We start from the raw sequence: 22,239 nt of genomic DNA, 5'->3' as shown, positions 1-22,239 counted from the left end.
TGCCATCGCTTGCCTCACGTGTCTCACTCCGGGGCGTCGCTTCTGCCTCTCGCCGCATCCACAACGGTCTTGATCCCGGTGGCTCGCCCTCTTGCTTGGACGGTCGGCAGCCGGCTTGAAGCGGGGAGGAGGTCATAGCTCCTTGGCATCATGGGGGCCGTGATTGCCATTGGTGCCTCAGACGTTCCTGACCCGCCTCTTCGTACTCGGCTGACCGAGTTGCTGGAGGAGATCGATCCCTGGGATGAGCAGGAGCGCGCGCACCTCGCCACGGCAGCGAAGTGGATCGCAAGCGGAGCTCCGCTGTATCGGACGCAGAAGCCCGATGTTCCGACGATGCACTTGGTCAGCTACTTCGTGGCCCTCGACGAGGCCCGCGGGGAGCTTTTGCTTGTCGCTCACCGCAAGGCCGGCCTGTGGCTTCCCAGTGGCGGTCACGTCGAACCGATGGAGGACCCGTGGGAGACGGTTCTGCGCGAGTGCTGTGAGGAACTGCGCACCGAGGCCGTTCCGTCCGGGGTGTCCGGCAAGAATCCGTTCTTCTTGACCGTCACGCGAACGCGCGGGCAGGGACAGCACACTGATGTGTCGTTGTGGTACGTCCTGACCTCAGAGGCAGGTGACATCGTCTCCTTCGACGAGGATGAATTCGAAGCGATCAAGTGGCTGCCACTGCAGCAGGTCCTTGCCGAGCCCGGGGACACACTTGACCCTCACATGCATCGCTTCACCAGCAAACTCGTGGCTGCCCTTGCCCGCGCGCAGTGACCTCGGAACGCCCGCAGGTCGCTGGCCTTGGCGTCATCCGGCCGAGCCGCGCCCGCGCCTTGGCGACCTCGGCCTTGCGACGTTCGATCTGGGCGAGGCGGGGTTCCGGCAAGCGTCCCGCCTCCCGGGGCCCCGGAGAGGCGCTGTTCGAATTCAGCAGCGCGCCGGGCTCTGCCGCATCGCCGCTGCCGACCAACCACTGCTTCAAGTCCAGCAGTTCGCCGCTGACAGCGCCGGTTCGCCCGCCCACCCGCTCATCAACAGACCGTCAGCGGCCCGCGCCGAATAGCCGCTCCACCAGGGGATCCCCCTTCAGGAACGCTGCCAGCTCCGTGCGGTCCGGCGCGGTGGCGGGGCCGCGGCGCCCCACCGCGTATGCCGCCGCCGCGTTGGCTCCGCGCGCGGCCGTCAGCGGGTCGTGACCCTGGCTGAGCAGGGCCAGGAACGAGCCGACATGCGCGTCCCCCGCCCCGTTGCTGTCGACCGCGTCGACCGGGAAACCCGGCACATGGCGCGGGGCCTCGCCGGGCGCCGCCAGCCAGCAGCCGTCCTTGTCCGCCCGTACGAGCACACCCGCGCCCGGAGCCAGCCGTTCCTGCAGGGCCGCTGCCGCCGCGCGCGGATTGTCGTGGCCGGACAGCAGGCGGGCCTCGCGGGCATTGGCGCTGAGCCAGTCCGTACGGGCCAGGACGGGGGCGAGCACCGCCTCGGGGATGTCGGCCACCAGCGGTGCCGGGTCGAAACAGACCGTGATGTCGGCCGGCAGCCCCGCCGTGAAGCGCGACAGCAGCGGGCCGTTGACCGGCATCACCATCCCGTAGCCGGAGAGTTGCACCAGATCGCCGGGCCGCAGCCGCGCGGCGACCACGTCGACATCCGACTGCGTCAGCTCGGCGTCGACCCCGAAGCTGGTGACGAAGGTACGTTCGCCGCCGCCGTCGACCAGGGCCACGGTGAAGCCGGTGTCGCCGTCCGTACGGGCGGGCAGCAGTGTTCCGATCTGTTCGGCAGCGAGCGCCTTGCGTACGAGGTCGCCGTACGGCCCCGTGCCGTGCAGCCCGGCGAAGACCGCTTCCGCACCGAGGCGGCGGGCCGCGACCAGGGTGTTGAAACCGCCGCCCGCAGTCAGTTCCGTACGCGTGCCGATGACGTCGCCGCCGCGTTCGGGCAGTGCGGGAACCTCGATCACCAGATCGGCGATGACATTCCCTGCGAGGACGAGACGCCCGCTCATTGTCCGGCCTCCTGAAGAGCGGGGAAGGCGGGTTCGTTCCCGGTGCCGGCCGCGGTGCTGGTACGTCGGCCGAACAGCGCGTACACAACCGCTCCGACGGCCATCGAGATCGCCCAGCCCAAACCGTTCACGCCGAACCAGGTGTCGGAGAGCGAACCCGCGAACCAGACGTCGGTGTCGCTCGTCGACGCCTTGGTGAAGAGCAGACCGGCCACGATGGCGGCGGCCCAGCCGAGGACGGCCGGAAGATGGAAGCCGCCCGTGTACCAGTACCGGCTGGTGCGGGTGGTGTCCATCAGCGCATCGGAGTCGTACGTACGCCCGCGCAGCGAGTCCACCGCGATCACGCCGATCCAGGCCGAGATCGGTACGGCGAGCAGGGTCAGGAAGGTGGAGAAGGGGCCGTAGAAGTCGTCGGCGATCAGCATGAAGTAGATACCGCCGGCGAACATCAGCACCACATCGAGGGCGACGGCCATGGGGCGCGGCACCCGCAGTCCCAACGTGATCATAGTCAGCCCGGCGGAGTAGGTGGAGAGATGGTTCGACATCAGCAGCCCGCCGAAGGCCGCGATCAGATAGGGGATCGCCATCCAGGAGGGCAGCATCGCGTTGATGGCGGCGACCGGGTCGGCGGAGGTGGCGAGCGTCGGATCGCCCGCGGAGAGCAGCGAGCCGAGCGAGATCAGCAGCACGAGAGGGATGCCCGCGCCGAACGCCGAGGCCACAATCAGCCGCCTGCCAGGAATCTCGCGGGGCAGATAACGGGCGTAGTCCGCACCCGCGTTGGCCCAGCCGATACCGGTACCGGCGGCGATGAAGCCGATGCCCGCGACCACGCCGCTGGTCGGACCCGTCGGGGCGTCGAGCACCTTGGCCCAGTCGACGGTCGCGGCCAGGAAGCCCATCACGATCAGATTGAGGACGCCGAAGACGACCGTGGCCCACTTGTTGATCCACATGATGGTGGCGTGGCCGAGACCGCTGATCAGCAGCGTGCAGACGATGAAGACCAACAGACAGACGAGCGTGAGCACGGTGTTCTGGACGACACCGAACGCGGTGCCGAGCAGCGCGAGCAGCGCGTACGCCGCGGTGGTGGTGGTGATCGTCTCCCAGCCGACCCGGCTCAGCCAGGTGATCAAGGTCGGACCCGCGTTGCCCCGCTGCCCGAAGACCGCGCGGGAGAGGGTGAGCGCCGGGGCGCCGCCCTTCTTGCCCGCCAGGCTCAGGGCCCCCACCAGCGCGAAGGAGCCGAAGGAGCCTACGACGGCGACGAGAATCGCCTGCCAGATGTTCAGGCCGCGGAAGGCGACGAGGGTCGCGCCGAGCGGGAGCCCGAGGATGCTGATATTTGCGGCGAACCAGGTCCAGAACATCTGGCCGGCATGGCCGTGCCGCTCGTTGTCGGGGACCGGCTCGATCCCTCGGGTCTCAATGGCACCGACGCGATCGTTCGTCTTCGAAGCGGCCATGACGGAACCTCCTAGCAAGATGCGAAGGGGCGGGTGGCGAAAGCGGTAGAGCGGGAGCCCTGGAGCGCCGGAGGCCTTTGGGGTTCCGCGGCGCGCAGGGGCCTTGGGCGGCTCAACGGAGTGCGAGCAGCCGGGTGGTCAGGGGCTCCAGGACGAGGGAGTTGACGGTACGGAGCGTCCGGACAGCCTCGGTCGGCAGCGCGGAGAGCCCGGCGACCGACCCGGCGATCGCGCCCGCGATGGCGCCGATGGTGTCACTGTCGCCACCGAGATTGGCGGCGAGCAGTGCGGCTCGCCATGGATCGCCGTCGGCCACGGCGAGTACCGCGAAGGCGGCGGGTACCGACTCCTGGCTGGCCACGCTGGTGCCGATGAGCGCGCAGATCCGGTCCAGAGCCTCGGCCTCCGGGAGACCCCGTACCAGCTCCCAGGCCCACTCGATACGGGACGCGATATCGGCCCCGGCGATCCAGTGCCCGCGCTGCGCGACCGCCCGGGCAGCGACCACCGCGGTGGCGACGGCCTCCCCAAGTGTGCCTCCACCGACGCCTGTACTGACAGCGGCGGCGACGGCCGCAGCGCCCGCGATCCCGATGGTTGTGTCATGGGTGACCTGGCAGGACTCCACGACGTGATCGAGGAAGGACTCCAGCGGCTCAACGGCGAAGGCGATCCCGACCGGGGTGACGCGCATCGCGGCGCCGTTGGTCGTGCCGTACCTCCCCGCCTACTCCGGCGGTACGCCACGGGCCACTGCGTCCAGAGCGGCCTTGGTGGACGGGCCGAGGAGATCGAAGGAACCCTTGGCCCTCATCTCCTTCTCCCAGTTGAGCAGCTCATGTGCGAGGCGCAGTGGGTCGATCCGGCCGCGGCCCTCGTCGATCAGCCGGCCGACGATCACGGCCTGATCCGTGTCGTCGGTGACCGACCCGGCGGGCATGCCCGCACTGACCGGGTTGTCGGGAAGGGCGGGCTCGAAGCCGGTGAGGTTGCCGTAGACCCGTACGACGTCCTGACGGGACATCACTTGCGTAGGCATGCCGAGAGCGTCGCCGAGGGCGAGTCCGTAGTACGCGCCGAGGGCGCGGTCGAGTCGGTCGGTCACAGTCGGCCTCCTCGGCCCGAGCGCACGTGCAGTTCGAATCTGGCGGGGGCGAGCAGGCTGGTGACCTGCTCGGTGACCGAGCGGTCGGCGGCCCGGTAGACCTGGGTGAGTCGTAGGAAGGACTCGCCCGGGGAGCGGTGCAGTACTGCGGCTTCCGCCGCGTCGAGCCCGCGGACCGACACCAGGCCCTCGCCGGAGTCGGTGATACGGCCCGCGGCGATCAGAGCCCGGCTGAGCGAGCCGCCGTCAAGTCCGCGCTCCGGTAGCCCGGAGAGGTCCCCAGTGGCGGGGACCCTGCTGTGTTCGAGCGATACGCCCTGCCCGTTGGCGAGCCGTCTGACCCGGTCCAGGGCGATGAACCTGCTCGACGCGAGCCCCAGCTCGGCAGCCAGCTCCTGGTCGGTCACCTCCTCGAAGCGGAGGGTCTCGGTCGTCAGTTCGGTGCCCTGCTCGGCCAGCGCCCGGGTCCAGCCGAGGCGGTTGTCCAGCGGTGTCCCGTCGAAGGTGACGAAGGAGCCGATCCCGGCATGGGTGGAAATCAGCCCCTCTTCACCGAGGACCTGGAGCGCCTGCCGCAGGGTGGTGCGGCTGACGTCGAACCGCTGGGTGAGCGCGTGCTCCCCGGGCAGCCTGCTGCCGTCTGTATGGACCCCGGCGCGGATCTCGTCGGCGAGGACGCGGGCGATGCGATGATGCTTGTGTGCCTGTCCAGGCATGTCTAGAAGATGATCGGACGGGCTCCTTTCGGTCCAGAGTCCACGGAGAATTTCTTTTTGCTGGCGCGGGCCGGCTCCGGGTGGAGCGCAGGATGCCGACTGTCGCGGACATGAGCGGCGCCGGTGGGTCCGCGGTGGGTCCGGGTGAGCTGGGTGGCGAGCAGGTGGGGGTCGCCCGAGTCGAGTGCGAGCCATCACGATTCCCACCTCTGTCGGCGATCTTGTGATGCCGCACGACGAGCTCGCCGGGCAGGTGAATGGTCGTGCCGGTTTGTCCTTTGGAGTCCAATACGCGTAGATTTCCGCCATGCTGCGCGCGAACTGTTTCCTCTCAGCTCGCAGTTGAGCGACAACGCGACCCGTCATCATCGGCTGGGAGGACCCCGCCCACATGTCCGGAACCGTCGACCGGTGGACCACCGCACTGCGCAGAGCCTGGAGGGCCGGCACGCTGTGGCCGTGGTGTCTGGCGGCCATCGCGGCGGCCTGCGGCTACGCCGTCGCCACGGTCTTTCACCCCGGATACCTCAGCGCGGACAGCAACACCCAGCTGTGGCAGGCGCTGGGGGATGAGCCGGTGAACGACTGGCATCCGCCGGTGATGGCGCTTGTGTGGCGGATCATCATCCAGATCACGGGGGACTTCTCGGCCATGGCCGCCCTGCAGGCCGCCGTGCTGTGGGGGACGCTGTGGGTCCTCGCCCAACTCGTGTGGAAGAAGACCGGCAGCCGCGGGCTCTCCCTCGCGGTGCTGGCCGTCGGCTTTGCGCCGCACATCATGAACTTCACGGGAGTGGTGTGGAAGGACGTGCACCTGGCGTACGCGCTCCTCGCAGTCTTCGCGATCGCGCTCACCGTGCGTGAGCTGCCACAGGACCGGGCCAAGACCCGCTGGGCCCTGCTGGTGCTGGGTGTGCTGTTCCTCGCGTACGCCGCCCTCGTACGGAAGAACGGTGTCCCCGCCGTGATCCCGGTCTTCGCCCTGCTGGTCCTCGCGGCGTGGCCCGCCCCGGGCCGACGCCGCTGGCTGGCCGCTACCGGTGTCTTCGTCGCGGTCGTGATCGCCGGTAGCGCCGGTGTTTCCGCGGCTACTGCCCCGTTGGCCACCCGCGTGTACGCGGTGATCCCGGTGGACGATCTCGTCCACGTGCTCACCCCGGCCCAGGTGCGCACCGCCGCCGAACAGGCCGGCGCGAGCGCGGACTTGCGTGACCGCCTGGTCACCACCGCCATCAACTGCCAGAAGCAGCACATCACCTCCGATGCGTACCTGCAGTGCTACCCGCACCGCCGGCCATTCGACGTGACGTATCTGAATCAGCGCGCCGACGTTGTCGTCCGGATGTGGACGCAGCAGATGCCACGGCACTGGAAGGGCTACGCCGAGTACCGGGTCCGGGTCTTCACCAAGCTGCTCTTCCAGAGCAACCAGGTCTTCCGGAACGGCACCAATGTCAATGCCGGCGCCCGACTCCACCCCGAGGTGCAGAAGAAGCCGCTGAACGACACACTGAGGTCCGCTCTGCAGAACTACGTGACCGGTTTCGCCCGCGACCTGCCGATGCTTTTCCAGGGCTGGTTCTGGCTCGCCGTCTCGCTGGTGCTCGTGCTGCGTCGCCGGTGGACCGGCCCTTACACCCGGGAACTCCGGCTCCTCGGGGCCAGTTCCCTCCTGTACATCCTCGCCTACCTGCCCACCGCGCCCGAGTCCAACTACCGTTACGTGTACTGGCCCGCGCTCTCCGGGACCGTCGCACTCGCCCTCATCGCGATTGCCTTCGTGGCGCGTCGCCGCGCGGCGGCCGACGGGCCCGCCGGTGAGCCGGACGCCCGCCCCACGGTGCCGCCGGCCGGCCGTGCCCCCGAAGCCGCCCCGTCGGGACCGCACGAGGACGCCGGCGTCGCCGTGTGACCGCCCGCTGATCCGGGCTGTCAATGCTTTCCGGTGCTCAGAGGTCGCTCTACCGCGAGCGCCATGCGGTCGAGTGCGGGATCAACCGCCTCAAGAGACACCGCGCCGTCGCCACGCGATATGACTGTGAGGATGTTCAGGTGCCGCTCCTGGCGGTGGCCTGACTCGCGATACGACTGGCCTTGGTGCCTTGAGTTTGATCTGTCGGCCACTGCTCGGGGCGGTATTCGCTGCCGCCGGGCAGGGGATGTGTCCCGATAGGGGCCTTCGCGACAGGCACCGTCACAGTCTTGACCGCCCCGGCCCGGCGACGGCCACCGGTTCCCGAGGCGATCAGGAGACAGGCGACCTTGACCAGCATCACGCAGTCCACCGCCCCATGTCACATTCCAGCGGACGCCGAGGACGTCCTGCTCGGCGTGGACACTCACAAGGATGTCCACGCCGCGGCCGTGATCACCGTGCTCGGCGCCGCACTGGACGGTCGCAGCTTCCCCGCGACCGCCGATGGCTATCGGCAACTCCTCGACTGGGCACGGTCGTTCGGCGTGCTGCGGCGGGCCGGGGTCGAGTGCACCGGCTCATACGGAGCCGCCCTGACCCGTCACCTGCGCGCCGAAGGCATCGAGGTGACCGAGGTCAACCAGCCTGACAAGGCCGCCCGACGCCGTCACGGCAAAACCGACGCCATCGACGCCGAAGCCGCCGCCCGCGCCGTGCTGACTGGACGAGCCACCGCTGCGGCGAAGACCGGCGATGGTCCAGTCGAGATGCTCCGGCTGTTTAAGCTGGCGAAGGGGTCCGCCATCAAGTCCAGGACTCAGGCGATCAACCAGCTCAAGAGCGTGCTGGTCTCAGCTGACTCCGCCCTCCGCGAGTCGCCGGCCGGGCTGAGCAACCCGCACCTGTTCAAGCGGTGCGCCAACCTCGACACCCAGCCCACGAGCGGGCCGGCCGGGGCCGCTCGTCACACCTTGAGGCTGCTGGCCCGCCGCATCCGGCACCTGACCGAGGAGATCGACGATCTCCAAAAGCGGATAGCCGAGGCCGTCGAGGCCAGCACGCCCGGCCTGCTGGAAGTTCGTGGCGTCGGGCCGGACAGCGCCGCTGCCCTTCTCGTCGCGGCCGGCGACAACCCTGAGCGGCTCGTCAGCGAGGCATCCTTCGCAGCTCTATGCGGCACCAGCCCGGTCGAGGCTTCCTCTGGGAAGACACAGCGCCGCAGACTGAACCGAGGCGGCGATCGCCAGGCGAACGCCGCCCTCTACCGGATCGTCCTGAGCCGTTTGCGCTGGGACGACCGCACCCGCGATTACCTGCAACGACGTCTGGCCGAGGGGAAGACGCGCCGCGAGATCATCCGCTGCCTCAAACGCTACGTCGCACGAGAGATCTACCGACTTCTCGTCCCATCGAAGCCTCCGGCTGACCAGGCAGGATCTGTCAGAGCCGCTGCTTGACATCCATAGGGGCATCAAGCTCGCGGTCCGCTACGAGGCGACCGTCCTCGTAGCGGCCATGAACGAGTGGCTGTGACCAGCGGTCATACGAAACTGGCCAGGATGGCGCGTGGGCGTCAGGAACCCATCGCGGCTCGGTCGGACTCGCTGCGAAGAACGCAGAATTCGTTGCCTTCGGGGTCAGCAAGGACTGCCCAGCCAGAGCCATCGGGGTTCCGATGATCGGTGACAAAGGTGGCACCGAGGCCGAGCAGCCGTTCCACCTCCTGCTCACGCGATGTCTCAGGGCGCAAACACAGATGGATCCGGTTCTTGATCTTCTTAGACTCGGGCACCTGGTTGAAGTACAGCACTGGGCCCTCCGCCAGCAGCACCTGAGTCTCCCGGTCACCCGGTTTGTCCTCCGGGTGTAGTGGACGGTCAGTCACTCTGCTCCAGAACCGGGCCAGCTCGTAGGCATCCGCACAGTCAATCGCCACGTTCTGCAATACCGAAACCATGCGCGCGAGCCTTCCTCACTTCCACTCCAGACGCTACCGAGTTGCGCTCAGCCTTCGCGCACACAGCTCAGGCGCATGGCAGCACCTTCAATACACGCTCTAGCCTGAGGGAAGGGACTTGGGTCCGCCACCTGCCCCCTCCAGAGCTAGTGGGAACCCTCCAAGCCCGGCTGGACATCGTTGTGCCGGTCAAGATCACCGTGTTCATCCGCACGGCCGCAGACTTGCAGGACGGGGTGGCCGAGGCGGCCGCCGCGTCCTTGTCCGTGACGACACCTGGGACACCACACCGTGAGCGAACGCGTCATTGCGCCCAAGAGCCGGGGCTTCCTGTTCCTCGACTCCCATCCTGGCGGCTGCCGACAGCTGGTGGACGAGATGTGGCAGGCCGTCCCCGCCCCGGTCACCGCCGGGGGCGAAGGGCCGGTGGCTCTGGTCATCGGCTCGTCCGCCGGGTATGGCCTGGCCGCTACGATCGCGGGCCTGGCCCGTGTCGGTATCCGTGGCATCGGCGTGTGCTTCGAGAAGGCGCCCGCCCGGCGCACCGGCACGGCCGGCTGGTATCGCACCGCCGCCACCGCCCGCCTCGCCCAACAGCACGGGCGGGACATGGTCTTCCTCAATGGCGATGCGTTCAGCGACACGGTGAAGGAGCAGGTTGCCGACCTCCTCGCCGAGCGGTTCGGGGGACGACTCGACTTCCTGATCTACTCGGTGGCCGCGCCTCGTCGCACCGACCCGGACACCGGCAACGTGTATGCCTCGGTGCTCAAGCCGATCGGCTCGCCATACACCACCAAGACCCTCGTCTTCGACGAGCACGGTGCCCCGGAGGTGAAGGAGGTCACCACCGCGCCGGCCGAGGACGACGACATCGAGCAGACCATGGCGGTGATGGGCGGCACCGACTGGGAACGGTGGATCACGTTCCTGGCCGACCGGTCCCTGCTCGCCGACGGCTTCGCCACCGCCGCCCTGTCCTACATCGGCTCGCCGCTCACCGCGGCGATCTACCGGCAGGGCACCATCGGCGCCGCAAAATCCCATCTGGAAGCCACCGCACGCACGTTGGACGAGCGCCTCGCCAAGACCGTGGGCGGCCGGGCCGTGACCTCGGTCAACGCCGCTGCCGTCACCCAGTCCTCCACCGCCATCCCCGGTATCGCCCTGTACGTCGGGCTGCTGCGTGGCGTCCTCGGCGATGCCATGGTGGCCCCGATCGGTCAACTGGCGGAGCTGTGGGACCAGCTGACCGGCGCTCGCCCCCTAGACCTCGACGACGAGGGCCGGGTCCGCCTCGACACATGGGAACTCGACCCCGTCGTGCAGAACGCCGTCGCCGAACGCTGGAGCACCGCCACCAGCGACACCATCACCGAACTCGCCGACCTCGACTGGTTCAGCGACGAAGTCCGCCGCCTCTACGGCTTCTCTGTCCCCGGCGTCGATTACACCGCCGCCGTCGAAACCGACGTCCCCTGGCCCACTCTCACCATCTGACCCGCGCCACGGACGCCCCCGATCTCGTCGTAGAACGAGGTCGGGGCGCCAGCCCTGGTGATCTGGGCCGTTGATGCGTCGGCGTTAGCCGGCGAGGCTGTTGAGGATGTGGCCGGCGGCCGTGCCTCGGCGCCCTGCTGCGCGCCCTCTGACGGTTGCTCGCGGACCGCTGAGACGATGACCTTCAGGAGGGCGACCCCGACGTTCTCAGCCGGTCTGTCCGGGCATCAATGATTGGTACGGCGGAAGCTGCCTGCTGGACAAGGAACACGATGCCTTGCGCAGACCCGCACTGGGGAATGGCGGCAAATGGCCGGCTGGTGGCGTGGTTTTGGGGCGCGACCGACGACGATTGACATGGCCCGGACGCCGCGTGGGCGGATGTGCCCACTGGGCGCGCCGACCGTAGCAATCCGGCTCGGGCGACCCGGGCCCGGATCATGGTCGTTGCTCTCTGGTGCGGGCCGGTTTCGCCGTGTAGCGTTGCTGCCAGATGTCGTGGTTCGCAGTTCCTGCCCGCGCCCTGGCGTGGGCGTTTTGCTGTGCAGTGCGAGACCAGGGCGATCACCTCCGGGTTCGCGCGGTGCGGATCCGATATCGACTGGAAGGCACGAGCATGGCCAGCGGAACCGTCAAGTGGTTCAACTCGGAAAAGGGTTTCGGCTTCATCGCCCAGGACGGCGGTGGGCCGGACGTCTTCGCGCACTACTCCAACATCAATGCGAACGGCTTCCGTGAGCTCCAGGAAGGCCAGGCCGTGACCTTCGACATCACCCAGGGCCAGAAGGGCCCGCAGGCGGAGAACATCACGGTCGCCTGACCAGCGACTGAGCATCACAAGGCTCCCGGAGTACAGGCTCCGGGAGCCTTGTGCATCCCGTCCCTCACGGCGGACCGGGGCCAGAGATGTGCAGGAGCGGCACGTGGGCCTGGTGGGGTCAGTCGGTGTTGTGGGCCCCGTGTGGCGGGCTCGGGGCCAGCGACGCGTGCCGCGGGATGCGGGTGCCGGCGGGCCGGAGGGCGGTGGCGGCCCCGTGGCCGGCGTGAACGGCCGAGGGAGTCTCTGCGGGTGCGTGAAGCAATGGGAACTGCACGGATGAAGGGGGCTCGGCGGTATGAACGCCCCTTGTACTCGTCCCGGACCCAGTGATGAGGTCCATCGTGGTCCCGGATTCGCTCGATCTGGTCACTGACCCAGCTCAACGGGCGTCGTCGTCGTTCGTCCTGTGGGTGGGTTGTGGTGCAGGGTCCATTCGATTTGGTCGTTGACCCAGCGTCGCCGGGCGTCGTTGTCGTTGCCGGCCCGTCCTGCGTCCCGGCTGCGGCTGTCGTCATGGGTGTCGAGGAGCTGCACGTGGTGGGAAACGATGGCTGTCCGGCCGTCGGTGGGGTGGGTCGCTGCTGAGGCGGGGCCACCCGTTGTGAGGAGTCCGGTTGCTGCGATGGTCACAGAGGCGGCCGCGAGAGCAGCGCGTCGCGCAATCCTGAAAGCCATGATCTTTCCTCCTTGCTTACCGCGTGACCTGCACAACAGGCCGCGAGGGCTTGCCTTTGATGAGGCACTGACGACAGTACTCCGAAGTGGTTGAACGGTGAACTACTTGGAGGGTGAGGTGCGCCATGTCCCGGAGAGTCGTTGCGTCGAAATGTTTCCGGTAGCTCCATCGGTTGCCTGCCGCTCGGGGCCGGGCAGTTGGCGGAGCGGCTCCTTCTTCTGTGCGTCGCTGCTGACGGCCGGCTCGCGGTCGGCTCGGCGCTGTGTGACCTGCTCGTCGATGGAGCGGAGCTGGGTGTTGCGGTCCGGGTGCTGCTGGCCTTCCAGGGTCCTGGCCGGGCCTGAGGCTGAAGCCTTAACCCCTTCGCCGGCTGACCGTCGGGACGCGCGGCTCCGGCGGATCGGTTCCTCGGCGGGCTTGCGGCCCCCGCCCCGCTCAACCGCGGCGGCATGAGCAGCGGTTTGCGCGTCGCCGTGCCCCAGCAGTCGCTCCCCGGTCGCCGGCGCCGGCCGATGCTGCCGCTCGTTGCGAGGGCGGCAGCACAACGCCGTCAAGCGCGGGGCCGGTTGACCGCACATTCCTCCGGGGCGCCATGCTGGATCGACGACGGCCGCGACCGGAGGTGATGCCTTATTTCCCTGCGGCTGCGGTGGAGGGTGCAGGTCTGCATGACGGGCTGCGGCCGGGTGTCGTTCACGGCCCCACCCGCCCGGCCGGGCAAGTCACAGTGCGACCCGGTGAGCCCTTGGCCTCAGGGCGTGCCGGTAGCCCCCGGTCCATGACTCCTGGGGCCCCTCCGCGGTCAAGGGGTCGGCGTGAGGGCGCCGGTGGGGCGGGATACGGGGTGGCTGACCTACTCCGACGACAGGTGCTTCTGCGGCCCTGATCTGGAAGTCCGGCGTGGCCAAGGCCGCGCGGACCGGTGAAACCTCAGTCAGCGCGTGTCTGTGCGGTCGAGGTCGGCCAGCAGTCTTTCCGCGTCGGTCATGAGTGAGCCGTAGACGTGCCAGGCGCCCGGTTTGGTGAGGGTGCCCCGGGCGATCATGTCGGTCATGGTGTCGTGCCAGGCCAGTGTGCCGTCGATCGTTCCGCGCAGGCGTACGCGAGGGGACGTGTCCGGTGAACTGGCTGCCGGGGTGGGTTCGGCGAATGTCTGAACGGCTGCTCCTGCCAGCTGGAGGGTTTCGGCGTACTGGTCGAGGAACTGGTGCCCCAGGTGGTGATCGGCGTGGTTGTCGTGCGCGTTGTCGGCGAGGGTCCGTGCGATTCCGCGTACCTGGAGCGACACGCCGCGCAAGGCCCTGAACGTGTCGTCGTCGTTGAAGGCCGACGTCTCCTTGCGCCGCGTGTGCGCGACACAGCGTGTGTTCCACCGCAGGCTCTCGTTGGCCTGCCTCACCTGTTCCTCGGCACGGATGAGGCGGTCGTCCAAGCTGCGCGCCTGGTGCAGCCAGGTGTGGGCCTTCGAGGTGAGGTGTCGCCGGGAGAGGCCGGTGCCCATGTCGTGCAGCAGTGTGCCCATGGAGCGGGCGAGGTCGCGTACGGCGGAATCGGACTCGTTCAGGTAGAGCGGTGGCAGGACGAGGGCGTTCACCGCGATGCCCACGGCCGCGCCGGTGAGTGTCTGGAGTGCGGGGGATATGAGACTGCCCATGGGACCGGCTGTGGTGGCGGCCAGTGCGATGACTGCGGTGGAGGCGATCTGGAGTCGGTCCTCAGCGGTGCGGCGGGGTCCTGCCAGGACCGCGATGACCGCGATGACCGCGACGGCGCCCGCGGTCGGTCCCAGCAGTTGGGCTGCCGCGAGGGCGAGGACCAGCCCGGCGACCCTGGCCACTACATTTTGTGCCGCTTTGGTCACGGACTGGTAGACCGTGGACGCGTTGACCATGAGCAGAGCCGTGGCGACGGCCATGTAGGGCCGGCCCCCGGTGGACCAAGGGGCCACGATGCCCCAGGTGAGCAGTGCCGCGATGAGGGTTTTGGCGCCGTGCACCACATGGTCCGCCCGCTTGGTGCGGAGCCGGCCGACGAGGCGGGGTATCGGCCCCGGCATCGTCAAGGGCGCGCGTTCCAAGTGAATGGTTGAATCTTGCACGACATTGATGATGGCATCGTTTGTCCATTTTGACCTGGTGACGTCGGCCACGGTCGCCCGCAGTGCCCGGTGCACCGTCTTCGCTGCTGTCGCGTCGGCCTGTCACCGTCGGCGTCGGGAGGGCAAGGGGCTCGGGTGTGTGCCGAAGGAGGAGCATCCAGGGATCCCGGAATGGTTCAGGTTGCTCCATCCAGGAACTGGGCGAGGTGGGTTTCGAGGTCCAGTGCCTCGGTTTCCCTGGCGGCGGGCACGAGCTGGTACGTGCAGTGCAGCCACCGCTCGATCGCCGGGAGCGGGGCCGTGAGGTGGGCGGATCCGTGGGGGGAGGACAGCAGGAGGTGCAGGAGCGCCTCGGGGCCGAACCCGTCGGGCCAGACCTGCACGTCGCCGTCCCCGCTGAGGGTCCGGGTCCCTGCGGCGAGAAGGTCGCGCGCGAAGACCCACGGGACCAGGCCCTGGAGCCCGTCCTGGAAGAGGAGCTGAACGGCGAGCGGGTCCAGTGACCTGTAGAGCAGGTGGGTCGGCACGAGGATCCGCTCACCCAGAGGGGACGCGAGCTCCATGTCGAGCATGTGATCTACGCAACTGGTCATGGTTCGGAGTGTGTTGGGGCCGGGGGGCGCCGGGTCCGGGCGGTAGGGCGGTGCCCGGACCTGGCGCGCGCCATCGTCCGTGCGGTCAGCGGAAGATGCCGTAGTCGAAGTCGTGCGCGTTGCCGATCACGACAACCCATATGCCGCGCTGCCACTGGTAGAAGCGGTGGTTGTCGAAGCGGTAACGGTGACCGTGGTCGTTGCTGTACCAGTACCGGCCCTGCCGCTCCCAGCGGCGGTGGCCGTCCCAGCGCCAGTCGCCGCGGCGGTCGTCCCGGTCGCTCCAGCGGTGGCCGTCTCCGTCTCGGCCGCCCCAGCTGTCGCGGTGGTCGTTCCGGTCGCCACGGTGATCGCCGTACGTCGATGCGCCCTGGGTGTGGGAGGCGACCGCGGCATGGCCGGCCGCAGGATTGGGGGCTGCCGAGGCAGCGCCGCCTGCTGCCAGCAGGGTGCCGGCTATGGCGGCGAAAGCGACGGCCGCGGTAGCGGCGCGGCGCCCGAAGGTGTGATTCATGATCTTTCTCCTTGCTCGGTGCCGGAGCCCTGTGGGTGGGGCCCTGGCGGCGCCCCGGGGTGGTGGGGCAGGAGCGACGCTACTCCGAAACAAGTTGAACGTTAAACGTTGCGTCTGTGACATATTTCATCACCTTCAGGATCTGGTTTTCCGGCTCCGGGGACGTCGTGGCGAAGCCGGCTGCCGTCGCCCGCGGCGCTCTTGCTTCCGCATCGCCCGCGCTCACAAGTCGGCCGCGGAACAGCCGGCAAGCGGCGTCGTCCGCCCTGTCATCTGGTTCGGCCGTTCCGGGCGCCGCTCGTCGGCGACAAGCGCATCGATGCCGATCTGTCGGCCGGGCCAGTCAGGTCATCTGCGAAGAAAACTCCCGAAGTTGTGGACCCTGGCCGCACTGCCCTTGACGACTTTCAGGGCGCGGAATTCTTCCACCGGACCGCTATTTCGCTTCGGGGCCCCGGTGTTCCGCTGTGCGGTCCCGGAGTGGAGGGTCTGACGCAACGTCGATATCCCGGCTCACGAACCCGGCGCGTTAGCTGTGCCCGTCGCGCAGGCATTCCACTCGGTGGACGATGGTTCGACGGGTGTAGGCCGCCCCGAGGAAGTAGCCGCGGAGCGAATGACGGTAGTGCGGTGGTCCGGGCGGGGTGTCATGGGGCTGGTGGTGGCGCGAGGTGCTCCCTAGGTGGAGGGGTCTGATGCACGATCGGGTGACATTTGAACTGGCTTGCCCTGCGGGGCGGGCGGGAAGGGGCGCGATTGATCGCCGAGTGGACGAAGGAGTGCATGGCCTCACGCGGCTGGTACTGGAAGCAAGAGCCGTAAGCAGAACACGGTCACTCCACGTCCGCACCAGCACCGCGCCCCCGCCCTGCCCGACTGAGCACCACGGCGACCTCGCGCGGCACCCTGCCCAGCCAGCCGCACATCGCGGAGCCTGGACCTCCACATACACGGCCAACGGAAGCACCGCGCCCGCCCTCCGCAGGGCGAGCAGCAGGCGGTGTGGTGCGCCAACCGCTTGCTGATTTGGGGTTGTTGGACGTCTTTCAATGGTGCGTTCGCGGCCGACATGCAGTCGAATGATGCTCTTGGTGATCTCTTGGTTGTGAGCCAGAGCCCGAGTTCTGACAGCATCCGAGCGCGGAAGCGCCAGCCACGGGCTGCTGGGCGACCTCCGCCCTCGCGGGCGGGGTTCCACCCGCTCAGCTGGTCAAAGTGCCGTGGTGGAAGTACATCCGCCGGCCCGTCTCCCTCAGGCGCCACAGAGAGCTCCGCCACTACGGGCGTGAGGTGGTGGTCGGTGATGGCCGTCGGCGGACGCCGGTCCAGCGGAGTATGCGGTTGTGCGTGATGGGCTGTACCTGCGACGGTCACCGACGTGAACGTGATTTTGGGAGACAAGCGCAGGTTCGCCGCCGAGGTCGGCGAACAAGGCCAACTGCGCCGTTTGGATCTCTGGGCCGCTGGAAAGTGGCTGACCTGCGACGACAACATGGCATACGTCCCGCAGTTCCGCCGCGATGTGCTGGACACTGCCGCCTGGCTGCAGTCGGGCGAAGGCTTCTCCATGCCGTTTGCCGGCTTGTCCGCCGAGGCAACACACCGACGCCTCATGCACCGTGCGGGGGAGGACGACGAGACCGCCGCCGACCACGGGCTGCGTAGCCAGTTCCAGGCATTGCTTTGGGGGCCAGGCGGTGCAGGCTGCGCTGCGCCTTGTCGAGCTTGCCTTGAGGAAGGTCCGCCGGTAACGCGAAACTGTTTCAGACCTCACCACGAGGGGCCCTGTCCGATCGGGCAGGGCCCCTTGAACCGTGATCACGGTTAGTTGTGCGCCGGGGTCCCGCGCGCTGCGCACGGACTCCCGTCGGCTGATGGGCCCTGGCAATAGCGAGGCTCGCTCTGCGCGGCTCTCGTCAAGTTCGCCCCGAAGGGCTGGTGGTGGCGCGATATGTCACCACCAGCCGATCTTGCGCCATGGTCTGTCCACCCAGTAGCCGGGTCCCTCGGGGGTGCTACGGGTCAGGTCGTGCGCAGTGCGTGGTCGCGGAACCAGGCGAGGGTTTCGAAGAGCGTTGCTCGGCCTTCTTCGCCTGCCAGCACGGCCAGGAGAAAGCGGGGGCGCAGGGCGAGTTTGCCGTGGGGGATGGTGACGCCCTCGATCCGGTTGAGTCGCTGCCGGAGTTCGTCGCGCAGGCCGGTCTCAGTGAACGGCTCCCGAGAGGCCAGGTGTTGGAAGACGAATTCTACGGCTCCGCCGCGCCCGGTGCCGGGGAAGATCGAAAGAGGCTAGACGGTGGTTTGGGTGCCCGGCTGATCGAGGTTGAGGAAGGCACTGGTGTAGGTGTGTCCGGTACCGAGGCCGACCCAGCCGCCGACAGCCTCCCAGAAGTCCAAAAGTTCACGGACGACGGCAACGTGTGCTTCTGGGTTGTCGGCTGCCAGCTGGTCCTGGAAGCGTTCCAAGCGCTCCTGCCAGGAGGCCCGGGCGGCGGGTGAAAGGCTGGGGCGAGTGATCTCCTGTTCGGGCTCTTCCTGCCGGAGCAGCGCTGCCAGTTCCTCCGCATCGAGCCGCTGGGAGGGAAGGGCGCCGCCGGTGGCGGTGAATTCCACACCTTCGCCCTCCAACAGGGCCCGTACGTCGCCGCGGTCGTGTCCATCGGCCCACTCGAAGCCCTCGACTATCCGTCCGTCGTAGGTGAGCACGCGGTGGGCGTTGAGCAGGCCAGGGGTGCCCAGCAGGTGCGTGCCGACCGGTCCGGCGCTGGAGCCGATGAGCGCGGCGAGGTCGCCGTAGGTGGTCCAGGTTCCATCCGGCAGGGCGGCGAGCGCCTGGTGCAACTGGCCCCAGTCACGGCCGCGTTCCACCCGGGAGACGCCTTCCACCGGGGCGGGCCACAGGCCGATCACCCGGTCGGCGAGTTCATCGGCCCTTGCGAAGATCTCGGTGACCCCCCAGCGGTCGGTGCCGGCGATCCGCCGGTTCATCTCCAGATGGCTGGCGTGCAGCAGGTCCTTCTTGCGATCAAAGGGATTGTTGGACAACTGGGAGTTGACGGCGGTCAGGGTGAGGTTGCCCAGCGTGTGGACCAGGCGGCTGTGCAATTCTTCCGGCGTCTCGCCGTCGGCGCAGTCCTGGGCCAGCGCCGCCAGCCACTCCGATCCGGCGGACTGCGGCATCACGTGCTCGACGGTGAGCTTGGACTGGGTGAAGTCCACCGGCTCGAGGTGCTCGTAGCTCTGCTCGAGTCGTTGCAGGAGGAACCTACGCTGGTTGACCCGGCCACGTTCGTAGAACCGGCCGGTCCGCACGTGAAGGCGGACCTCGTCGTCGGTGGGCCAGAACCGGCGGGCGGCGGACAGCAGCTGCCGCAGGCCGTCGGCAGGGGAGAGGTCGACCGGCAGCTGGCCGGGAACGGCCTGGAAGATACGGTTGAGGTTGTTGGTGGGAATCCAGCACAGTATGCGCCGGACCAGGAAGCTCTCCACGTAGGACAGGGCCCGTGCCACCTCGGCGCTGTCGATGTTGCCCTTGGACCGTTCGTCCAGCATCAGCATGACCACGGGGTGGGCCACGCTGGCCTGCCACTCCTGAAGCCTGTGCAGGCTCCGCAAAGCGCTGCTGCTGCGCGGTGTACAGATCCTGCCGGCGCACCCGGTCGTCGCCGTCGAGCACCAGCTGCAGCCACATCAGATGCTCGAGGTCCTCGTTGCTGAACACCTCCTGCAGCGGCAGCCAGTAGGTGTCGTACACCTCCTGTCCGCGCTGCCGCAGCTTCATGAACAGGTACTTGCGCAGCAGGTCGGCCTGGCTGAGCTTCAGACCGGTGTTGTTCAGGGACTCGAAGATCCGGTGGACGTTGTCGTCCTTCTCCGCACTGACCGCCACCAGGGTCATCCGGGAGGCGATGGCCTGCTCGATGAGGGCGAGATCGTACGGATCGGCGGGATCCTCCGCCTTGACCAGCCTGCTTCTGAAGAAGCGGTAGGTCTCGCCGACCCGGCCACCGCCGCTGCCGGTGTGCGTGCCACGGATGTACTCCGCGTAGTGCGCCCTGTCCGCCTGGGTCGGCAACAGCCGGAAGTGGTCGTCGCCCTGCTTGGGCACACCAGAACCCGCGACCAGCCCGTTCGAAGGTGGCGATGGTTCACAGTCGGGGAGATGCGTCGCTCAGTTGGGGAGGTACGTCGCCGCCGAGAAGTGTGATCAGCTGAGCTAGGAGGGCGTCGAGTTCGCGGCCGACCTCGGCGATCTGCGGGTTGTCGTAGCTGGCGAGCAGCAGGCTGGGCTGGTCGACGGCGAGTTTGGTGTCGCCGTCGGGGTCCGCGTAGAGCACGGTTTGCAGTGAGGCGTGCAGCATGGCCGACGGGTCGTGGCGGAACATGCGTTCGGTGATGGTGTGGTTGCCCATCGAGTACTGGGTGGCCTTCCAGAGGGACGTCGAGCCGGCCATGAGGGCGGTGATGTCGCTGCGGTGGTAGCGCATGAACCCGTGGGGGGCGTTGATCTCGGCGAGCTCGTACGTGGCCGTCCAGGAGGCCATCTGGTAGAAGCGGTGGAGATCGGCCTCGGGGACGAGGGTCTCGTAGTGCTCGATCGCCGCGTCGTAGGGACGTGGGAGCGTCACGACGAGCCGACGGGCGGGGTGGTCGATGAGGATGCTGTCCGTGGTCATGGCCGTGCCTGTTCGTCGTCGGTGCGGACGAGTTCGACATCGTGGATGTCGACGGTGATGGAGGGGAAGTTGAGGTTGACGGTGTTGTCGGGGTTGCGGCGGAACATTCGTCGGCGTGTCGGCACGAGCAGCCCATCGAAGTTCTGGAAGCGGCCGGTGTAGTGGCCGACGAGGAAACTGTTGTTGACCTCGGCGACGTAGTCCATGCGGCGTTGCCTGCCGAAAGCGTCGAAGTAGAACACCTGGTTGGGGCTGTGTGCGGCGATCTCGGGTGGGAAGCGCACCTGCAGGCGTCGCCAGGTCTGGCCGGCCTCACGCCACGGTTCGATCTCGCGGGTCTGCACGCCCGGATAGGTGAAGAGGAACGGGGTGGTGAGGTAGTTCCAGAGCGCGTAGCCCAGGAAGTAGCCGAGGTGCGGAGCGTCCCAGGTGCTGTTGCGCAGCATTCCCTTGAAGCCGGCGCGTGCGGGGGCGAGTGTCTCGACCGGTTCGCCGTCGAGGGTCTGCACGGTGACGCTGTCGGCGGCGGCGTCGAAGACCATCTGCCAGTCGGGGCGGGTGAACGGGCTGAACACGATGTGCTCTCTGGCCGTATCGACCGTCACGGTCTGTCTGAACGTCGTGCCCGGCGGCCAGCCCTTCATCCCCCAGACCGGGCCGCCGATGGAGACGTCGGCTTTCAGGCCGCGCAGGGTGTTCCAGAGTCCTTGGCCACCGGCGGTGGCGATTGCCAGATCGTGGAGTTCAGCACTCATGGGATGGGTTCTTTCCGTAGCAATGCGTATAACAGTCAGCAACTCGAATGAGTCTTTGCCATCTTCGAACGTGCTGGTCGGGGGCTCCGGCGCCTGGCGGCCTTGTCCTGCCGCAGCCGCATCGGCGCCAGCACCGGCTGGGCCGCTTCCTGCCCGTCGTCCTTGTCCCGGCCGTCTTCGAAGAGGCCGCTGCCAAAAACTGCACAGGGCGACGGTGCATGCCAGACGGTGAACGATGTCGGAAAGCCGTGTGCGGAAGAACTGCATGCACGGTTTGAAGCGGCGGGGACTGGGAACCATCAGCCACCGCGCCAGTCCCCGACCTTACTGAGCTCGGTCGGCTGACGGATTCCGCAAGTCAGCGGGGCGACGACGGCGGCCATTGACCGCGGGACAGGTCGTGATCGAGCAGCCGATGGCTGACATCGCCATCGTAGAAGAGGTCCGAGCCGAACTCGTCACCGAAGTGCTTCGCCAGCAAGGACGAGAACAGCAGGGCGGCTGACTGCGGCCGGTGGTTCATGACGAGTTGACTGGTCTCGCCCGCCTCGTTGAAGTACACGACGACGAAGTTGTAGATCTCGATTCCGTCTGGGCGGTAGATCTCGCTGCCACGGATGCGGGATTGGTAGTCCTCCAGGAAGAGCTCGCCGCGCTTGCCGTAGAAGCGGAAGTCCTGGAAGGCGTAGATGCTTCGCGCGAAGCCCAGCAGCTTCGCTACTTTTTCCTTTCCGAGCACTTCGCCGTTGGCAAAGTTGCCCTGGAGGATGACGTCGTCGGCCAGATTGTCGAGCCAGTGGGGGTAGTAGTCCAGGTGCGGCGCCTGGTTCTTTGACCCGTCAGTGGGCTCGTTCGGTGTGGTCATGGCAGTTGTCTCCTCGTTCCTAGATTGAATCGTCGTGTTTCCGAGCTCGGGACGTCTGGACGTCCTTTAGCATTCACCAGTGCGGCGCGTCTTCGGCCAATTGCAGCTCCCCTCGTCCGAACGAGAAGTTCTCGTTCGACACCGGAATCAGGGAGATGAAGATGTCGTCGGGGGAGATATCGAGCGCCTCGGCGACCAGCCTGTTGATCGTGGCGGTCACCTTGCGATTGTCCTCCAGTGTTCGATGTGCCCGCCAGCAAGCATCCGCGATTTCCTGATTGCGCGACACGTTTCCTCTATGTCGCAGCAGAAATGAATGGGAATTCGTTCAGTAGCGCTCGGCATCCGACGGGTCGGCACAGTACTTCGCGTACTCTGTACCAGCGAAGTGCTCGCCCAGCTTCCGGGAGAAGTGCTGGAGCATCAGCAGCGGACGGTGGTTCATCACAAGATGTTGTTTCTTCCCATTTTCGTCCTTATAGACGACAGAGATGTTGGTAATTGGCCTACCGTCCACCGTCGCCACGTAGTCCTTGACGACGACGTTCTTTCCGTACTTACCGATGTAGATG

Annotated in this window: 21 protein-coding genes and 1 pseudogene; 6 read left to right on the top strand and 16 right to left on the bottom strand. The window is 67.7% G+C overall.

The features are described 5' to 3' along the window. Positions 1–159 precede the first annotated feature (159 nt). On the top strand, positions 160–768 hold the full coding sequence (locus OHA88_RS02240) for an NUDIX domain-containing protein (protein WP_328623973.1): 609 nt from the start codon (positions 160–162) through the stop codon (positions 766–768). A 268-nt stretch (positions 769–1,036) separates the two neighbouring features. Here OHA88_RS02240 and OHA88_RS02235 read toward each other — a convergent pair whose 3' ends face one another. The 4 genes and pseudogenes from OHA88_RS02235 to OHA88_RS02220 form a co-directional block, all read right to left on the bottom strand. After that, positions 1,037–2,002: a PfkB family carbohydrate kinase gene (locus OHA88_RS02235; protein ID WP_328623972.1), complete on the bottom strand. Its 966-nt coding sequence runs from the start codon at positions 2,000–2,002 to the stop codon at positions 1,037–1,039. Then, positions 1,999–3,477, bottom strand: coding sequence for a purine-cytosine permease family protein (locus tag OHA88_RS02230; RefSeq protein ID WP_328623971.1), 1,479 nt, complete (start codon positions 3,475–3,477; stop codon positions 1,999–2,001). The genes OHA88_RS02235 and OHA88_RS02230 overlap by 4 nt, the downstream gene beginning before the upstream one ends. 112 nt (positions 3,478–3,589) lie before the next feature. After that, positions 3,590–4,582 (bottom strand): annotated as a pseudogene (locus OHA88_RS02225) (ADP-ribosylglycohydrolase family protein). Further along, on the bottom strand, positions 4,579–5,298 hold the full coding sequence (locus OHA88_RS02220) for a GntR family transcriptional regulator (protein ID WP_328623970.1): 720 nt from the start codon (positions 5,296–5,298) through the stop codon (positions 4,579–4,581). The pseudogene OHA88_RS02225 and the gene OHA88_RS02220 overlap by 4 nt, the downstream one beginning before the upstream one ends. 391 nt (positions 5,299–5,689) lie before the next feature. Between OHA88_RS02220 and OHA88_RS02215 the strand changes: the two genes are divergently transcribed. Further along, entirely contained in the window at positions 5,690–7,210 is a 1,521-nt protein-coding gene (locus OHA88_RS02215) for a hypothetical protein (RefSeq protein ID WP_328623969.1), read from the top strand. Positions 7,211–7,560: 350 nt separating this feature from the next. Then, the gene (locus OHA88_RS02210; protein WP_328623968.1) at positions 7,561–8,670 is read left to right on the top strand and encodes an IS110 family transposase; all 1,110 of its coding nucleotides are present in this window, start codon (positions 7,561–7,563) and stop codon (positions 8,668–8,670) included. A 116-nt stretch (positions 8,671–8,786) separates the two neighbouring features. Here the strand turns inward: OHA88_RS02210 and OHA88_RS02205 are convergent, their stop codons facing one another. Continuing rightward, positions 8,787–9,170, bottom strand: coding sequence for a VOC family protein (locus OHA88_RS02205; protein WP_326608294.1), 384 nt, complete (start codon positions 9,168–9,170; stop codon positions 8,787–8,789). Between the two features lie 291 nt (positions 9,171–9,461). Between OHA88_RS02205 and fabV the strand changes: the two genes are divergently transcribed. Both fabV and OHA88_RS02195 read left to right on the top strand, forming a co-directional pair. After that, positions 9,462–10,670 carry an enoyl-[acyl-carrier-protein] reductase FabV gene (gene fabV / locus OHA88_RS02200; RefSeq protein WP_328623967.1) on the top strand — a complete coding sequence of 403 codons (1,209 nt, stop codon included), beginning with the start codon at positions 9,462–9,464 and terminating at the stop codon, positions 10,668–10,670. Between the two features lie 616 nt (positions 10,671–11,286). Next, positions 11,287–11,490 carry a cold-shock protein gene (locus OHA88_RS02195; RefSeq protein ID WP_267009713.1) on the top strand — a complete coding sequence of 68 codons (204 nt, stop codon included), beginning with the start codon at positions 11,287–11,289 and terminating at the stop codon, positions 11,488–11,490. 366 nt (positions 11,491–11,856) lie between these two features. Here the strand turns inward: OHA88_RS02195 and OHA88_RS02190 are convergent, their stop codons facing one another. From OHA88_RS02190 to OHA88_RS02170, 5 genes are all read right to left on the bottom strand, one after another. Beyond that, positions 11,857–12,165: a hypothetical protein gene (locus tag OHA88_RS02190; RefSeq protein WP_328623966.1), complete on the bottom strand. Its 309-nt coding sequence runs from the start codon at positions 12,163–12,165 to the stop codon at positions 11,857–11,859. A gap of 102 nt (positions 12,166–12,267) precedes the next feature. Further along, positions 12,268–12,744, bottom strand: coding sequence for an ISAzo13-like element transposase-related protein (locus OHA88_RS02185; protein WP_328623965.1), 477 nt, complete (start codon positions 12,742–12,744; stop codon positions 12,268–12,270). A gap of 356 nt (positions 12,745–13,100) precedes the next feature. After that, positions 13,101–14,243 (bottom strand): FUSC family protein, encoded by a 1,143-nt coding sequence (locus OHA88_RS02180; protein ID WP_328623964.1) that lies wholly within the window; start codon positions 14,241–14,243, stop codon positions 13,101–13,103. A 197-nt stretch (positions 14,244–14,440) separates the two neighbouring features. Then, positions 14,441–14,857 (bottom strand): SsgA family sporulation/cell division regulator, encoded by a 417-nt coding sequence (locus tag OHA88_RS02175; RefSeq protein ID WP_328623963.1) that lies wholly within the window; start codon positions 14,855–14,857, stop codon positions 14,441–14,443. A gap of 85 nt (positions 14,858–14,942) precedes the next feature. Beyond that, positions 14,943–15,371, bottom strand: a complete 429-nt coding sequence (locus OHA88_RS02170; RefSeq protein ID WP_328623962.1) for a hypothetical protein — start codon at positions 15,369–15,371, stop codon at positions 14,943–14,945. 1,378 nt (positions 15,372–16,749) lie between these two features. Between OHA88_RS02170 and OHA88_RS02165 the strand changes: the two genes are divergently transcribed. Continuing rightward, the gene (locus tag OHA88_RS02165; RefSeq protein WP_328623961.1) at positions 16,750–17,199 is read left to right on the top strand and encodes a hypothetical protein; all 450 of its coding nucleotides are present in this window, start codon (positions 16,750–16,752) and stop codon (positions 17,197–17,199) included. 461 nt (positions 17,200–17,660) lie between these two features. Here OHA88_RS02165 and OHA88_RS02160 read toward each other — a convergent pair whose 3' ends face one another. The 6 genes from OHA88_RS02160 to OHA88_RS02135 form a co-directional block, all read right to left on the bottom strand. Next, a complete protein-coding gene (locus tag OHA88_RS02160; protein ID WP_328623960.1) occupies positions 17,661–18,947 on the bottom strand; it encodes a GmrSD restriction endonuclease domain-containing protein in 1,287 nt (428 codons plus the stop codon). Positions 18,948–19,519: 572 nt separating this feature from the next. After that, on the bottom strand, positions 19,520–20,047 hold the full coding sequence (locus OHA88_RS02155; protein ID WP_328623959.1) for a hypothetical protein: 528 nt from the start codon (positions 20,045–20,047) through the stop codon (positions 19,520–19,522). Further along, a complete protein-coding gene (locus OHA88_RS02150) occupies positions 20,044–20,802 on the bottom strand; it encodes a hypothetical protein (RefSeq protein ID WP_328623958.1) in 759 nt (252 codons plus the stop codon). The genes OHA88_RS02155 and OHA88_RS02150 overlap by 4 nt, the downstream gene beginning before the upstream one ends. A gap of 358 nt (positions 20,803–21,160) precedes the next feature. Further along, on the bottom strand, positions 21,161–21,667 hold the full coding sequence (locus tag OHA88_RS02145; RefSeq protein WP_328623957.1) for a hypothetical protein: 507 nt from the start codon (positions 21,665–21,667) through the stop codon (positions 21,161–21,163). A gap of 73 nt (positions 21,668–21,740) precedes the next feature. Further along, positions 21,741–21,956, bottom strand: coding sequence for a tautomerase family protein (locus tag OHA88_RS02140; RefSeq protein WP_328623956.1), 216 nt, complete (start codon positions 21,954–21,956; stop codon positions 21,741–21,743). A gap of 39 nt (positions 21,957–21,995) precedes the next feature. Beyond that, positions 21,996–22,193 carry a hypothetical protein gene (locus tag OHA88_RS02135; RefSeq protein WP_328623955.1) on the bottom strand — a complete coding sequence of 66 codons (198 nt, stop codon included), beginning with the start codon at positions 22,191–22,193 and terminating at the stop codon, positions 21,996–21,998. Positions 22,194–22,239: the final 46 nt, after the last annotated feature.

The organism is Streptomyces sp. NBC_00353, from assembly GCF_036108815.1.
Lineage (GTDB): Bacteria > Actinomycetota > Actinomycetes > Streptomycetales > Streptomycetaceae > Streptomyces.
This window is presented reverse-complemented; position numbering and strand designations above follow the sequence as displayed.